Genomic DNA, 16682 nt, shown 5'->3' with positions numbered 1-16682 from the left:
TTCAGCGAACGACATTGGGCTTCAACCCGCGCAACAACAACTCCAGCCCTTGCAAGGCTTCTTCCAACCGCTCGCCCGGGTGTTCATCCTGAGCGATCCACAGCGATGCGCTTACCAGGCTGCCATTGATCAGCCTCGCCAGCGCCTGGCTGCACGCCTGCTCGATGAGGCCCGCCTGCATCAAGTCATCGAGCAACCGGCGCAGCGAGTCCACGCATTGCTGCTGGTCAGTTGCGCCCAGCACCGCCGGGGCATCCTGCAATACGATGCGCTGGACCTCGGGATCCTGAGCCATGCGCAAATAAACCCGGCAGCGCTCGCAAAACCCTTCCCAAGGATCAACCGCCTGTTCCGAGATACGCTGCAGGCTCGCATCCATTTCACCGTCGAGCTGCGCAACCACTGCCGCGAGCAAGCCTTTCTTGTCGCCAAAATGATGGTACAACGCACCCCGGGTCAGGCCGGCGCGAGCGGTGAAATCGTCCATCGACGTCTGGGCGTAGCCTTGTGTGGCGAAGGCCTGGCGGGCGCTGGCGATCAGGCGGGCGCGGGTGTCTTCGATCATGTCGGCACGGGCTCGGCTCATGGGTAAGGCTCACAATAGGTGATTGACATACGACGCGTATGTTACGCATGATTTGTCACATACGCACCGTATGTATTTTGCCCCGAAAACCTCGAATAGCAAGTTTCAGGGCGCTCAGGAAGAGGTTACACACCATGGCAAACCCCTACGCCGAGCTGTTCCAGGCGCCAGGTTCCAGGGCTTTTGTATTGGCGGGCATGCTGGCCCGCATGCCGATCTCCATGACCGGGATCGGCTTGATCACCATGCTGTCGCAAGTGCACGGCGGTTACGGTTTGGCCGGTGCGGTGACCGCTACCTTCGCCCTGGCCACCGCGTTTTGCGCGCCCCAGGTCTCACGGTTGGTGGACCGTTATGGCCAGGGCCGGGTGTTGCCGGTGGCCGCGTCCATCGGCGGCGGCGCGCTGCTGCTGCTGTTGCTCTGCACCCGGGTGCAGGCGCCAACGTGGACGCTGTTCGTCTTTGCCGCGCTGGCCGGCTGCATGCCCAACATGTCGGCCATGGTGCGGGCGCGCTGGACCGAGCTGTATCGCGGCCAGCCCAAACTGCAAACGGCGTTTGCCCTGGAGTCGGTGCTCGACGAGGTGGTGTTCATCATTGGCCCGCCGGTCTCGGTGGGTCTGTGCGTGCTGCTGTTCCCCGAAGCGGGGCCGTTGATTGCCGCGCTGTTTCTGGCAGTGGGCGTGACCGCCTTTGTGCTGCAACGCCAGACCGAGCCACCGGTGCATGAACATCACGCCGAGCACGGCCGTTGGCTGATAGCCTCGCCCTCGGTGTTGATCCTGATGGTGCTGTTGATGGCCATGGGCATCATCGTTGGGGTGGTGGATGTGGTCAGTGTCGCGTTCGCCCAGCATCAGGGCCAGCCCGCCGCGGCGAGCATTGTATTGTCGGTATACGCCATCGGTTCGTGTCTGGCCGGGCTGGCGTTCGGTGCGCTCAAGTTGAAAGCACCGCTGCCGCGCCAGTTCTTGTACTGCGGCGTGGCCACCGCCGTGACCACGTTGCCGTTGTTGCTGGTGACGAATATTCCGGGGTTGGCGGCCGCGATCTTCATCTCCGGCCTGTTCTTCGCCCCGACCCTGATCGTGTCCATGGCCCTGGTGGAACAAATCGTTCCGCCCAGCCGCTTGACCGAAGGCATGACCTGGCTGATCACCGGCCTGAGCATCGGCGTGGCCATTGGTGCTGCCAGCTCCGGCTGGATGATCGACCGCTTCGGCGCACCCAGCGGGTTCTGGGTGGCGCTGGCGGCGGGTGCGGTGGTGCTTGGGGCGGCGGTGCTGGGGTATCGGCGGCTGGGGTGATTACCCGGTCACCAGTGCGCCGCGATGTTGCAGGAATTCGTTCAGCGCCTGGCGCGTGAGATCGTTCAACGTGACTTTTTGCCGGGTCGCGGCAAGCGCGGCGGCCAGGTGGAGGTCATGGCCGACACGGACGTTGAACGAACCCTTGCAGGGCTTTTCCGGTGCTTGCCCAAGGGCCTGGCAGGTCTCGATGTAGTCGTCCACGGCGGTGCAAAAGGCGGCGTCCAGTTCGGCGACGGTTTTGCCCTCGTAGCTGACCAGGGCCTTGATGAAAAGCAGCTTTCCGAACAGGCAGTTGTCTTCGATGCTGGCTTCGATGGAGCCGATATAGCCTTTGTGTTTCAGCTGGTTGTTCACTGAATCAGTTCTCCTGATTTCAATTGTTCGATGATCTGGCGCCGAATGTAGTGTTTCAGTTCGTTGCCGGGGTGAGGCTTGTGCAGGGTGATCATTGCACTGGGGTCGCCTATGTCGAACCTGACCCGGCTACCCGCCCCTTCGATTTGCGTGTATCCCAGGCGCCGCAGCAGCGTGACGAGTTCGGGCCAGGTAAAGGCCGATTGCTCATTGAGCAGTTTGGCCAGCAGCTTTTCATTTTTCGACACGGCGATCCTTGCCTGTAACTAAATGTAGTTGCAATTGATGGGTTGCGTCAATGATAGGACAGCCGCGCCGAGCCTCTCGGTGTTTGATGTAACCCTTGATGACACCGTGGTCTGCGCCCCCAATCCCCCGCTAATTTTTCCCTTCCGGATTCGTTTTATAGGGACGACGTGCCTTTGTGCTTCCTGCCTATTGCCCCGGATCCCAAGAAATGAACGCTGAAGACTCCTTGAAACTTGCTCGCCGGTTTATCGGGTTGCCCCTGGAAAAACGCCAGATGTTCCTCCAGGCGCTACACAAGGAAGGGGTGGATTTTTCCCGGTTTCCGATCCCGGCAGGGGTGGATGCAGACGACCGGCAGGCGCTGTCCTACGCGCAGCAGCGGATGTGGTTTCTGTGGCAACTGGACCCGGCCAGTGGCGCCTATAACCTGCCCGGCGCGGTACGGCTCAAGGGCGCCTTGAGCCTGCCGGCGATCGAGCAGGCGTTCGCCAGCCTGGTGGCCCGCCATGAGACGTTGCGCACGGTGTTCCAGCGCCAGGCGGATGATCGTCTGTTGCAAGTGGCCGCGCAGTCGCCGCTGGTGGTCGAACAGTTGGACTTCAGCGCCCTGGCACCCGCCGAGCGTGAGCAGGCGGTGATGCAGGCCGCTACCCGTCAGTCGCTGTTGCCCTTCGACCTGGCCAACGGCCCGCTGCTGCGGGTGCAATTGCTCAAGCTGGCCGAGCAGGAACACGTGCTGCTGCTGACCTTGCACCACATCGTGTCCGACGGCTGGTCGATGAACGTGCTGATCGACGAGTTCATTCGCTGCTACGACGCCCATGAGCGCAACGAGCCGCCGCAACTGCCGGCCTTGCCGATCCAGTACAGCGACTACGCCCTGTGGCAGCGCCGCTGGCTGGAGGCCGGCGAGCAGGCTCGTCAGCTGGAATACTGGCAGGCACGCCTGGGAGATGAGCACCCGGTACTGGAGTTGCCCATCGACCATCCACGCCCGGCGATGCCCAGCTACCAGGGCACCCGGCATGACTTTGCGATTGATCCGGCGCTGGCTGCGCAGTTGCGCAGTTGCGCGCAAAAACACAATGTGACCTTGTTCATGTTGCTGCTCGGCGCGTTCAACGTGCTGCTGCATCGCTACACCGGGCAGGGCGACATTCGGGTTGGCGTGCCGATTGCCAACCGCAACCGCAGCGAAGTCGAAGGGCTGATCGGTTTCTTCGTCAATACCCAGGTGTTGCGCACCGAACTGACCGGGCAAACCCGCGTCGACGAGTTGCTGCAAGGCATCAAGGAACACGCACTGGGCGCCCAGGCCCATCAGGAATTGCCGTTCGAACGCCTGGTAGAAGCCTTGAAAGTCGAGCGCAGCCTGAGCCACACGCCGCTGTTCCAGGTGATGTACAACCACCAGCCGCAAGTGGCGGACATCGCCGCGGTCAACACCGCCTCCGGGCTTGAACTGTCCCTGGTGCAATGGCAAGGCCGTACCACCCAGTTTGACCTGAGCCTGGACACCTACGAGAAGTCCGGCACCCTGCACGCCGCGCTGACCTATGCCAACGACCTGTTCGACGCCACCACCATCGAGCGCATGGCCCGGCACTGGCTCAGCCTGTTGCAGGCGATGGTCGCCGATGGCAGCCAGCGCATCGGTGAACTGCCGATGCTCGCCGCCGCAGAGCAGCACGTGCTGGTGCATGACTGGAACCAGACGGCCGAGGCGTACCCGACCGAACGTGGCATCCACCACCTGATCGAAGACCAGGTACAACGCACTCCGCACGCCGTTGCCCTGGTGTTCGGCGCGACGCAGTTGACCTACGCTCAGCTCGACGCGCGCGCCAACCAGTTGGCCCATGCCCTGCGCGAGCAGGGTGTTGGCCCGGACGTACTGGTGGGGATCTGCATCGAGCGCTCCATCGAAATGGTGGTCGGCCTGCTGGCGATTCTCAAGGCCGGCGGCGCCTACGTCCCGCTGGACCCTGAATACCCCCGCGAACGCCTGGCTTACATGATCGAAGACAGCGGCATCGGGCTGCTGCTCTGCCAGCAGAGCCTGCTGTCGACCTTGCCGGTCGACGGCATCAACGTCATCGCACTCGACCAGGCACAAGGCTGGCTCGACGATTACGGCCGCGAGCCTCTGGCCGTCAACGTGCACGCGCTGAACCTCGCCTATGTGATCTACACCTCCGGCTCCACCGGCAAGCCCAAGGGCGCAGGCAACAGCCATCGTGCGTTGGTCAACCGCCTGTGCTGGATGCAGCAGGCTTATGGCCTGGATGCCAGCGACGCAGTGTTGCAGAAAACCCCGTTCAGCTTTGACGTGTCGGTGTGGGAGTTCTTCTGGCCGTTGATGAGTGGCGCACGGCTGGTGGTCGCAGCACCCGGCGCGCATCGCGAGCCGGCTCGCCTGATCGAGACCATTGGCGAGCACGCCATCACCACGCTGCACTTCGTACCGTCGATGCTGCAGGCATTTATCCACGAGCCGGGCGTGCAGGCCTGCGCCAGCCTCAAGCGCATCGTATGCAGTGGCGAGGCGCTGGCGCTGGATGCGCAGTTGCAGGTGTTCGCCAAGCTTCCGGGCGCCGGGTTGTACAACCTCTACGGCCCGACGGAAGCGGCCATCGACGTCACCCATTGGACCTGCATCGACGAAGGTGCCGACAGCGTGCCCATCGGCCGCCCCATTGCCAATCTGGGAACCTACATCCTCGACGCGCAACTCAACCCTGTGCCGGCAGGCGTCAGCGGTGAGCTTTACCTCGGTGGCACCGGGCTGGCCCGCAGTTACCACCGCCGCGCGGCGCTCACCGCCGAGCGTTTTGTGCCGTGCCCGTTCAATGACGGTGCGCGGCTGTACCGGACCGGCGACCGGGTGCGCCAGCGCGCCGACGGTGTGATCGAATACCTCGGCCGCCTCGATCATCAGGTCAAGCTGCGCGGCCTGCGTATCGAGCTGGGTGAAATCGAGACCCGCCTGATGCAACACCCGCTGGTGCGCGAGGCCGTGGTGCTGGTGCAGGGGGGCAAACAGTTGGTTGCTTACCTGGTGCTGGAGGGAGGCGAGCCTGCCACGCTGTGGCAACCGGAGCTCAAGGCGTGGCTGTTGAACAGCCTGCCGGAATACATGGTGCCCACCCACCTGATGCCGCTGGTGAAATTGCCGGTGACCGCCAACGGCAAGCTCGACCGCAAGGCCTTGCCGTTGCCGGAAGCTGCGCCGCAGCAGGCGTTTGTGGCGCCACAGGATGCATTGCAAAAAGCCCTGGCGGCGATCTGGGAGGATGTGCTCGGTCTTGAGCGCGTCGGCCTCGAAGACAACTTCTTCGAGCTGGGCGGCGATTCGATCATCTCCATCCAGGTGGTCAGCCGTGCGCGGCAGGCCGGCATCCGCGTCAGCCCGCGTGACCTGTTCCAGTACCAGACCGTGCGCAGCCTGGCACTGGTCGCCACCCTCGATAAACGCTCGGCGGTGGATCAGGGGCCGGTGAGTGGTGATGCCGTGCTCGGGCCGATCCAGCAGCATTTCTTCAGCCGCGGGATGCCGGTGCGCGAACACTGGAACCAATCGCTGCTGCTGACTCCCCGTGAGGCCTTGAATGTGCAGTGGCTCGATACAGCGCTGACGCACATCATCAATCACCACGATGCCTTGCGCCTGCGTTTTACCGAAAGCACCGAGGGCTGGCAGCAAAAACACGATGCTCCAGTGGCAAGCGCTGATCTGTGGCTACGCGATGCCGAGTCGGCGGAACACCTGAATACCTTGTGCAACGAGGCGCAGCGCAGCCTTGACCTGCAAAACGGCCCGCTGTTGCGAGCCTTGCTGGTCACGCTGGCCGATGGCAGCCAGCGCCTGGCGCTGATCGTTCACCACCTGGTGGTCGACGGTGTGTCCTGGCGCGTATTACTGGAAGATCTGCAGCAGGCTTACGAACAATTGGCGGCAGGCGGCGGCATTGAGCTGCCGCCGAAAACCAGTGCATTCCAGGGCTGGACTGCGCGGCTCGAACAGCAAGTGCAGCGCTTCGATGAACAACTGATGTACTGGAAAACACAGCATCAGGATGCGAAGGATCTGCCGTGCGACCGACCTGACGCCAGCCTGCAAAATGCGCAGGGTGAAAAAATCGAGTGGCGACTCGACGCCGAACGGACCCGTCAGTTGCTGCAACAGGCGCCCGCCGCGTACCGCACGCAGGTCAATGACCTGCTGCTCACCGCGTTGGCCCGCACCATCAGTCGCTGGAGCGGTCAGGCAGGCACGCTGATCGAGCTTGAAGGCCATGGCCGCGAAGACCTGTTCGATGACATCGACCTGAGTCGCACCGTGGGTTGGTTCACCAGCCTGTTCGCCGTCAACCTCACCGCCAGCGATGACCTCGACGGTTCGATCAAGTCGATCAAGGAGCAACTGCGCGCGGTGCCGGACAAAGGCCTGGGCTATGGCGTGCTGCGTCATCTGGCGTCCCCGGCAGTACGCGCCGAGCTGGCGGCACTGGCGCCACCGCGGATCACCTTCAACTACCTGGGCCAGTTCGACCGTCAGTTCGACGACGCGGCCTTGTTTGTGCCGTCTGCCGAAACCAGCGGTGTGGCACAGGACCTGGCGGCACCATTGGCCAACTGGCTGACGGTTGAAGGCCAGGTCTATGGCGGCGAACTGTCGATGAGCTGGGGCTTCAGCCGCGAGATGTTCGACAGCGCGACCGTGCAGCAACTGGTGGACCGCTATGCCAGCGAGCTGCATGCACTGATCGAACACTGCTGCACCTTGCCGGCCGCGCAAGCCACGCCATCGGACTTCCCGCTGGCGCCGGTGACCCAGGCGCAACTGGATGCGCTGCCGGTACCGGCCGGTCAGCTCGACGATCTCTATCCGCTGTCGCCCATGCAGCAAGGGTTGCTGTTCCATACCCTGTACGAGCAGGCGGCGGGTGAGTACATCAACCAGTTGCGCGTCGACGTGCAGGGCCTGGATCCCGAGCGTTTCCGCGCGGCTTGGCAGGCCACCGTCGATGCGCAAGACATCCTGCGCAGCGGTTTCGTCTGGCAGGGCGAGCTGGCGCAACCGCTGCAGATCGTGCACAAGCAGGTGCAACTGCCGTTCGCCACCCTGGATTGGCGGGCCCGCGACGATCAGCCGGCGGCCCTCGCGACGCTGGCCGATGCCCAGCGAGCGCAAGGTTTTGACCTGGCCTGTGCGCCCCTGCTGCGCCTGGTACTGGTGCAGACCGGCAGTGACCAATGGCACCTGATTTACACCCATCACCACATCCTGATGGACGGCTGGAGCAACTCGCAGTTGCTCGGCGAAGTATTGCAGCGCTATAGCGGCCGCACACCGGCGAATGCCGGCGGCCGTTATCGCGACTACATCGCCTGGCTGCAACGTCAGGACGGCCAGTTGAGCCAGGACTTCTGGAGCGAACAACTGGCCGCGCTGCAAGCGCCGACCCGGCTGGCCCGCGCGGCCACCGCAGGCGCGCACCAGAGCGGTCACGGTGACCATTACCTGACGCTGGACGAGCAACGCACCCAGGCGCTGGAAGCGTTTGCCCGCCAGCAGAAAATCACCGTAAACACCCTCGTGCAAGCCGCGTGGCTGCTGTTGCTGCAACGCTATACCGGGCACGAAGCGGTGGCGTTCGGCGCGACCGTGGCTGGACGTCCGGCAGACTTGCCCGGCATCGAGCAACAGGTCGGCCTGTTCATCAACACCCTCCCGGTGATCGGCGCACCGCGTCCCGATCAAAGCGTCGGCCAATGGTTGCAAACGGTGCAGGCGCAGAATCTCAGCCTGCGTGACTTCGAACACACGCCGCTGGCGGACATCCAACGTTGGGCCGGGCAGGGCGGTGAAGCGCTGTTCGACAATATCCTGGTGTTCGAAAACTATCCGGTAGCCCAGGCGCTGAGCCAGGCCGGGCAGGGGCTGGTGTTCGGCGATGTGTGCAACCTGGAGCAGACGCACTACGCGCTGAGCGTGGCGGTGACCCTCGGCCGGCAGCTGGCGTTGCATTACAGCTTCGACCGCGGCCAATTCGCGAGCGAGGTGGTCGAAGGCATCAGTGCGCATTTGCTGCAACTGCTTGAGCAGTTTGCCGAGTCGGCAGAACGCAACCTGGGTGAAATCGCCCTGGCAAGCCGCGACGAACAGGCCCGCCAGCAAGCGCAGAACCATCCACAGCCGTACCCGGTGGACATCGGCGTGCATCAGCGCATTGCCACCCTGGCGGCCGAGCGCCCGCAACGCACAGCGGTGATTTTCAACGATCGGCAGTTCAGCTACGGTGAAATCGACCAGCGCGCCAACCAACTGGCCCACGCGCTGATCGCCCGCGGCGTTGGCGCTGAAACCCGTGTGGGTGTGGCGTTGCCGCGCAGCGAGTCGGTAATTGTGGCGTTGCTGGCGGTGCTCAAGGCCGGCGGCGCTTATGTGCCGCTGGACACCCTCTACCCGCGCGAGCGCCTGGCCTACCTGATCGAGGATTCGGGGCTGGCGCTGCTGATCAGCGATTCGTCGGTGTCGGCGCAGTTGCCGGTTGCCGAATCGGTACCCTTGCTGGAGCTGGACCGTCTTGATCTGCGTGAGCAGTCGATCAAGGCACCCTCGGTGCAGCTCGACCCGCACAACCTTGCGTATGTGATCTACACCTCCGGCTCCACTGGCAATCCGAAAGGCGTCAGCGTTGCCCACGGTCCATTGGCCATGCATTGCCAGGCCATCGGCCAGCGCTATGAAATGCGCGACAGCGACTGTGAGTTCCACTTCATGTCGTTCGCCTTCGACGGTGCCCACGAGCGCTGGCTGACCAGCCTGACTCACGGGGCTTCGCTGCTGATTCGCGACGACACGCTGTGGACGCCGGAGCAGACCTACAACGCCATGATCGAACACGGCGTGACCGTGGTCGCGTTCCCGCCGGTGTACCTGCAACAACTGGCCGAACATGCCGAGCGCGTCGGCAATCCACCGAAGGTGCGCATCTATTGCTTTGGCGGTGACGCGGTGCCGAACGCCAGTTTCGAGCGGGTCAAGCGTGCGCTCGATCCGGACTACATCATCAACGGCTACGGCCCGACCGAAACCGTGGTCACCCCGCTGATCTGGAAGGCCGGTCGCGAGGTGCCGTGCGGTGCTGCCTACGCGCCGATCGGCAGCCGCATCGGTGACCGCAGCGCCTATGTGCTCGACACCGACCTGAACCTGTTGCCCCAAGGCATGGCCGGTGAGCTGTATCTGGGGGGCACCGGCCTGGCCCGTGGGTACCTCAACCGACCGGGGCTGACCGCCGAGCGTTTTGTCGCTGACCCGTTCAGCGCCGCTGGCGGCCTGCTTTACCGCACAGGCGACCTGGTGCGCCAGCGCGCCGACGGCACGTTCGACTATCTGGATCGTATCGACAATCAGGTGAAGATTCGCGGCTTCCGCATCGAGCTGGGTGAGGTCGAAGCGGCGCTGCAAGCCCTTCAGGGTGTGCGCGAAGCGGTGGTCGTGGCCCAGGAAGGCAGCGCCGGTAGCGGCAAGCGCCTGGTGGCTTACGTGGTCGGCGATTCAACCCGTGCCGGTTTCAGCGAAGACCTGCGTGCGCAGCTCCAGGCTTCATTGCCGGCGCATATGGTGCCGGCGTATGTCTTGTCTCTGGAACGCATGCCGCTGACACCGAACGGCAAGCTGGATCGCAAGAACCTGCCCAAACCGGATGTCAGTCAACTGCAACAAGCCTACGTCGCTCCGCGCAACGCGCTGGAGCAGCAACTGGCGACGATCTGGCAAGACGTGCTCAAGCTTGGGCAGGTGGGCATCAGCGACAACTTCTTCGAACTGGGTGGCGATTCGATCATTTCGATCCAGGTGGTCAGCCGTGCGCGGCAGGCGGGGATTCGCTTCAGCCCCAAAGACCTGTTCCAGCACCAGAGCATCCAGGCGCTGGCCGTGGTCGCACAGACCGGTGAGACGCTGCCGTCGATCGATCAGCGACCGGCAACCGGCACCACGGTGCTGTTACCGATTCATCAGCAATTCTTCGCTCAGGAAATTCCCGATCGTCACCACTGGAACCAGTCGGTGATGCTCAAGCCGGCGCAGGCACTGGATGCACACGCACTGGAGCAGGCGCTGGAGGCTTTGGTGGCGCATCACGACAGCTTGCGCCTGGATTTCGTCGAACGGGCTGACGGCTGGTCGGCACACTACCGTGACGTCGCGGCGCACACGGATCAAACGCTTCTGTGGCCAGTGGAGGTCGCGGACCTCGCAGCCCTTGAGGCACTGGGTGACGAAGCCCAGCGCAGCCTGCAATTGAACGGTGGTTCGCTGATACGCGCGGTGCTGGCGAACCTGGCGGACGGCACTCAACGGCTGTTGCTGATTATCCATCACCTGGTGGTCGATGGCGTGTCGTGGCGGATTCTGTTCGAGGATCTGCAGAACGCTTACCGGCAAATCCTTTCAGGCGCAGGTGTGCAGTTGCCGGCCAGGACCAGTGCGGTCAAGGCCTGGGCGGCGGCATTGCAGGGCTACGCCACAACCCCTGCGCTGCAGGCCGAGCTGGGTTTCTGGCAACAACAGTTGCAGGGCGCTTCGCCAGCCTTGCCGTATGACCGTCCGAACGGCGGGCAGCAACATGATCAGGCCCTGACCTTTCGTAGCAAGCTGGACCGGGCCCTGACCCGCCAGCTGTTGCAGGATGCGCCGGCGGCGTATCGCACCCAGGTCAACGACGTATTGCTGACCGCGCTGGCGCGGGTGATAACGCGCTGGACCGGTGACGACAATGCGTTGGTGTTGCTTGAGGGGCACGGTCGCGAAGACGTGTTCGAGCACATCGACCTGACCCGTACCGTGGGCTGGTTCACCAGCGTGTTCCCGGCGCGGCTGTCGCCGATTGCGGATCTCGCTGGGTCGCTCAAGCAGATCAAGGAGCAGCTGCGGGCAATTCCGCATAGGGGCATCGGCTTCGGCGCACTGGCGTACCTGGGCGATGAACAGACACGGGAGTCTCTGCAAGCCTTGCCGCTACCGTGCCTGACCTTCAACTATCTCGGTCAGTTCGACGCCAGCTTCGATACCGCCGACGACGCCCTGTTTGTGCCGACCGGCGAATCCGGCGGTGAAGAAGTCAACCTGCAGGGGCCGCTCGGCAACCCGCTGGCGCTCAACAGCAAAGTCTTCGGTGGTGAACTGGACCTGACCTGGACCTACAGCGGCGCGATGTTCGATGCCGCGACCATCCAGCGCCTGGCCGACGACTATGTGCAAGAACTGACGGCGCTGATCGGCCATTGCTGCGACAACGCCAACCGGGGAGTGACGCCGTCGGATTTCCCGTTGGCGCAACTGTCTCAGGCCCAACTCGATGCGCTGGTGCTCGAACCTCAAGGCATCGACGACATCTACCCGTTGTCACCGATGCAGCAGGGCATGCTGTTCCACACCTTGCTCGAACAGGGGAATGGCGATTACATCAACCAGATGCGCCTGGATATCGATGGCGTCGATCCGCAACGCTTCCGCGCGGCCTGGCAAGCCGTGGTGGATGCCCATGACATCCTGCGTACCGGGTTCATCTGGCAAGGCAATCTTGAACAACCGGTGCAGGTGGTACAGCGTCAAGTGCAGGTGCCGTTCCGTGTGCTCGACTGGAGCGGTCACGCCGATCGGGATGCGGCACTGCAAACCCTTGCCGATGAAGAGCGCGCCCAAGGCCTGGACCTGAACTGCGCGCCCTTGATGCGCCTGGTACTGGTACGCACGGCAACTGATCGTCATCACCTGATCTACACCAACCATCACATCCTTATGGATGGCTGGAGCAGCGCGCAGTTGCTCGGCGAAGTGTTACAGCACTACAGCGCAGAAACCGTGGCACGACCCGTTGGCCGGTATCGTGATTACATCGCGTGGCTGAAGCGGCAGGACGCATCGCTCGGCGAAGCGTTCTGGAAGGAGCAGTTGCACGCCCTGGATGAACCGATTCGCCTGGCGCAGATGTTTGCCCGTCCGGCGCAGGCCATCGCCACCCACCTTTACGCTCACCACCACCTGCACCTCGATGAGCAGCAAACGCGCCGTCTGGGCGACTTTGCCCGAGAGGCGAAAGTCACCGTCAACACTGTGGTCCAGGCTGCGTGGCTGTTGCTGTTACAGCGTTACAGCGCAAAGTCCTGCGTCGCATTCGGCGCAACCGTGTCGGGGCGCCCGGCGGACCTGGCAGGCGTCGAGCAACAGATTGGCCTGTTCATCAACACCTTGCCGGTCATTGCCAGCCCGCGCTCCGAGCAGAGCCTGGGGGATTGGCTGCACAGCGTCCAGGCGCAGAACCTGGCGTTGCGGGACTTCGAGCACACCGCGTTGTTCGATATCCAGCGCTGGGCGGGGCAGGGTGGTGAAGCGCTGTTCGACAACATCCTGGTGTTTGAGAACTATCCGATTTCAGAAGCCCTGGAGAAAGGTTCGCCTCAGGGTCTGCGCTTTGGTGCCGTGGGCAATCTGGAGCAAACCAACTACCCGCTGACCCTGCTGGTGGGCCTGGGCGCCGAGCTGACCGTGCAGTTCAGCTATCAATGTGCGAGCTTCACACCTGTGTCGGTGGAGCAGATCGGCGTGCACCTCAAGCGTCTTCTGCTGCAAATGAGCAGCGATGCCGCACGCCCACTGGGTGACCTCACGCTGTTGGACCCGAGTGAAACCCGCCAGCAATTGCAGGACTGGAACGCCACCGCAAGCGTCTACCCGGGCGAGCACTGCATTCATCGTCTGTTTGAGGCGCGGGCACGGCAGACGCCGGATGCCACGGCGCTGCTGTTTGCTGATCAGGCGCTGACCTACGCTCAACTCAATACCCAGGCCAATCGCCTGGCGCATCGTTTGATTGAACTAGGTGTCGGCGCTGACCAACCGGTGGGTATCGCCCTTGAGCGTGGGGTGGACATGATCGTCGGGCTGCTGGCGATCCTCAAGGCCGGTGGCGCCTACGTGCCGCTCGATCCGCACTATCCGGTGGATCGCCTGGCCCACATGATTGAAGACAGTGGCTTGCAGTTGCTTCTGACCCAGGCATCGTTGCTGCGCCAGTTGCCGATTCCGGCAGGGGTGCACACCGTCTTGGCGAGTGCAATGGATGAATCGGTCAGCCCTGAACAGGCGGCCAATCCGCAGGTGTCGGTGGACGGCGATAACCTGTGCTACGCCATTTATACCTCGGGCTCTACCGGCAAGCCCAAGGGTGTGATGGTACGCCATGGTGCCCTGGTGAATTTCGTTGCCAGCATGGCCCGCGAACCAGGCATCGAGGCAAGTGACCGCCTGCTGTCGCTGACCACCTTCTCGTTCGATATTTTCGGCCTGGAACTGTACGGCGCGCTGTTCAGCGGTGCGGCCGTGGTGCTGGTGGACAAACAGAGCGCCCACGACCCTGAAGCATTGCTGGGGATTATCGAACAGCAGCAGGTCAGTATCGTGCAGGCCACGCCATCGACGTGGCGCATGTTGCTTGAGCATCCCATGGCCGAGCGTCTTGCCGGACGCACATGCCTGTGTGGCGGCGAGGCATTGGCCGAGGACCTGGCCGAGCGCTTGCTGGCGGTCGCAGGCCCGGTCTGGAACCTCTATGGGCCCACGGAAACCACGATCTGGTCGGCGGCTTATCCACTGACCACAGACAAGCGCTTGCCTTACCTCGGCCGGCCGATTGCCAACACCTCGCTGTACATCGTCGGCGAGCACTTCGCGCCGAACCCTGTCGGGTTGATCGGTGAATTGCTGATTGGCGGTGATGGCCTGGCGCGCGGGTACCACGAGCGGCCGGCGCTCACCGCCGAACGCTTCCTCCCGGATCCATTTGGTAATGGCACACGGCTGTACCGCACCGGTGACCTTGCGCGACATCGCGTCGACGGTGTGATCGAGTACATCGGCCGGGCAGACCACCAGGTGAAAATTCGTGGCTTTCGCATCGAGTTGGGAGAGATCGAAGCGTGCCTGTTGGCGCAGGACGCGATCCGCGAGGCGGTGGTGGTGCCTCAGCAAGGGCCGGGTGGCACGCAGTTGGTGGCCTACCTGATTGCGGCCGGTACTGAGGCGGCCGAGGCGCAGTCGTTGGTGGCGCTGCGCGACGAGCTGAAGGCGCGGCTCGCCTGCGACCTGCCGGACTACATGATTCCGGCGCACTGGATGCTGCTTGAGCGCTTCCCGCTGACGCCCAACGGCAAGCTGGACCGCAAAGCCTTGCCGCTGCCCGACGCCAATCAGTTGCTGCGGGCCTATGTGGCGCCGCAAGGGGCGCTTGAGCAGAGCGTCGCACAGATCTGGCAAGAGGTGCTCAAGCTTGCGCGGGTAGGGCGCGACGACAACTTCTTTGAATTGGGCGGGCATTCCTTGCTGGCGACCCAAGCGACAGCCCGCCTGCAAATGGAGCAAGGCGCAGCCGTGCCCCTGGACCTTTTATTTCGAACCCCATCGCTGTCGGAGTACGCCGCGCAACTGGCGGTGCACCTGACACCTCACTCCAGCGAAGACTTGAGTGAGATGCATGATTTCCTGGCAGACCTGGAGACCCTTTGAAAATGACTCAGCTCGATAACCTGTCTCTGGTTCAGCGATTCATCCGTTTGCCGCTCGCCCAACGGCAAGCGTTCCTGCAAAAGCTGCACAGCAAAAACATGAGTTTTGCCGCGTTGCCGATTCCGGCGATGCGTGACGAGTTCGAGCATATCGGCCTGTCCTACGCCCAGGAGCGCCAGTGGTTCCTCTGGCAATTGGACCCTCACAGCGCGGCCTACCATGTGCCGACGGCGCTGCGGTTGCGCGGCGCACTGGACGTGCCGGCGTTGCAGCGCAGCTTCGATGCATTGCTGGAGCGCCATGAGGTGCTGCGTACGGTGTTTGTCGACGGGCCGGAAGGGCCGCTGCAGGTTGCGCACGCATGCCTGAGCCTGCCGGTCACGACGGTGGTGCTGGAAGCGGTGCCGGACGCCGCAGCGCTCAAGGCGTTGATTGACACTGAAATCACTGCGCTGTTCGACTTGCAGCAGGGCCCGCTGTTGCGGGTCAAGCTGTTGCAACTGGCACCGGACGACCACGTGCTGGTGCTCACCCAGCACCACATCATTTGTGACGGCGCATCGGCGCAGATCATGGTTCACGACCTGGTCAAACTCTATGCTGCCCACAGCACCGGCCAGGCGCCGGACCTGCAGGCGCTGCCGATTCAATACGCCGACTATGCGATCTGGCAGCGCAAATGGATGGAAGCCGGCGAGCTTGCGCGGCAATTGGGTTACTGGACCGAACGCCTGGGTGATGGCGGTGAAGTGCTGCCTTTGCCTGCTGACCGCGCCCGTCCGGCGGTGCAGAGTTATCGCGGTGCGCGGCTGGACCTCGCCATCGATGCCGGGCTGACCGAACGCCTCAAGCGCGTGGCCCAGCGCGAAGGCTGCACCTTGTTCATGCTGTTGCTCGCCTCATTCCAGGTATTGCTGCACCGTTACAGCGGCCAGTCGGACATCCGCGTGGGCGTGCCGGTGGCCAACCGCAACCGTCTTGAAACCGAAGGCCTGATTGGTTTCTTCGTCAATACCCAGGTGCTGGATGCGCGGATTCAGGGGGCAATGCCTTTCGATCAATTGCTGGCGCAGGTCAAGCAGGCTTCGTTGGGCGCCCAGGCTCACCAGGATTTGCCGTTCGAGCAATTGGTGCAAGCCCTCGCACCGGACCGACACATGAGTCACAGTCCGTTGTTCCAGGTGATGTTCAATCACCAGAGCGGCGATGCCGCCCAAGCGTTGCAACTGCCAGGCTTGCATGTCGAGAGCCTGGATTGGAGCTCGCACACGGCGCAATTCGATCTGACCCTTGGCACGCACGAGACCCAGGGCGCATTGGCCGCCACATTCACCTATGCCACTGATTTATTCGACACTGGCACCATCGAACGCCTGGCCGCTCACTGGCTGAACTTGCTGCAAGGCATCGTCGCCGATCCGCAACGGCGCATCGGGGAATTGCCGCTGCTGGACGCGACCGAGCAACAGCACAACATCGCCCAGTGGAACCCCGGCCCGCGCAGCTTCCCAAGCGACACCTGCGCCCATCAACTGATCGCCGAGCAGGCCCGTCAACGGCCTGACGCCGTGGCCCTGCGTTGCAACGGCCAGACGCTGACCTACGC

Annotated in this window: 5 protein-coding genes and 1 pseudogene; 3 read left to right on the top strand and 3 right to left on the bottom strand. The window is 63.3% G+C overall.

The features are described 5' to 3' along the window. Window position 1 precedes the first annotated feature (1 nt). Window positions 2-586 carry a TetR/AcrR family transcriptional regulator gene (locus JV201_RS19685; protein ID WP_219405948.1) on the bottom strand — a complete coding sequence of 195 codons (585 nt, stop codon included), beginning with the start codon at window positions 584-586 and terminating at the stop codon, window positions 2-4. Window positions 587-720: 134 nt separating this feature from the next. Between JV201_RS19685 and JV201_RS19680 the strand changes: the two genes are divergently transcribed. Further along, entirely contained in the window at window positions 721-1893 is a 1173-nt protein-coding gene (locus JV201_RS19680; RefSeq protein WP_102369571.1) for an MFS transporter, read from the top strand. On the opposite strand, the gene JV201_RS19675 is transcribed toward JV201_RS19680, so the two are convergent. Further along, on the bottom strand, window positions 1894-2250 hold the full coding sequence (locus tag JV201_RS19675; protein ID WP_003208166.1) for a type II toxin-antitoxin system HicB family antitoxin: 357 nt from the start codon (window positions 2248-2250) through the stop codon (window positions 1894-1896). Next, the gene (locus tag JV201_RS19670) at window positions 2247-2498 is read right to left on the bottom strand and encodes a type II toxin-antitoxin system HicA family toxin (RefSeq protein ID WP_063028501.1); all 252 of its coding nucleotides are present in this window, start codon (window positions 2496-2498) and stop codon (window positions 2247-2249) included. Before JV201_RS19670 ends, JV201_RS19675 begins: the two co-directional genes overlap by 4 nt. A gap of 209 nt (window positions 2499-2707) precedes the next feature. Between JV201_RS19670 and JV201_RS19665 the strand changes: the two genes are divergently transcribed. After that, window positions 2708-15076 (top strand): non-ribosomal peptide synthase/polyketide synthase, encoded by a 12369-nt coding sequence (locus JV201_RS19665; protein ID WP_219405947.1) that lies wholly within the window; start codon window positions 2708-2710, stop codon window positions 15074-15076. A gap of 155 nt (window positions 15077-15231) precedes the next feature. Then, a pseudogene (locus tag JV201_RS29845) lies at window positions 15232-16682 on the top strand (condensation domain-containing protein); the annotation flags it as partial.

This window comes from Pseudomonas sp. Colony2, from assembly GCF_019382755.1.
Lineage (GTDB): Bacteria > Pseudomonadota > Gammaproteobacteria > Pseudomonadales > Pseudomonadaceae > Aquipseudomonas.
Note: the sequence above shows the minus strand (reverse complement) of the source record. Positions and strands in the feature narration are given on the sequence as shown.

Excerpts from the sequence above, each read along its gene's own strand:
- JV201_RS19685 (WP_219405948.1), bottom strand. The coding sequence starts at position 586 with ATGAGCCGAGCCCGTGCCGACATGATCGAAGACACCCGCGCCCGCCTG.
- JV201_RS19680 (WP_102369571.1), top strand. The coding sequence starts at position 721 with ATGGCAAACCCCTACGCCGAGCTGTTCCAGGCGCCAGGTTCCAGGGCT.
- JV201_RS19665 (WP_219405947.1), top strand. The coding sequence starts at position 2,708 with ATGAACGCTGAAGACTCCTTGAAACTTGCTCGCCGGTTTATCGGGTTG.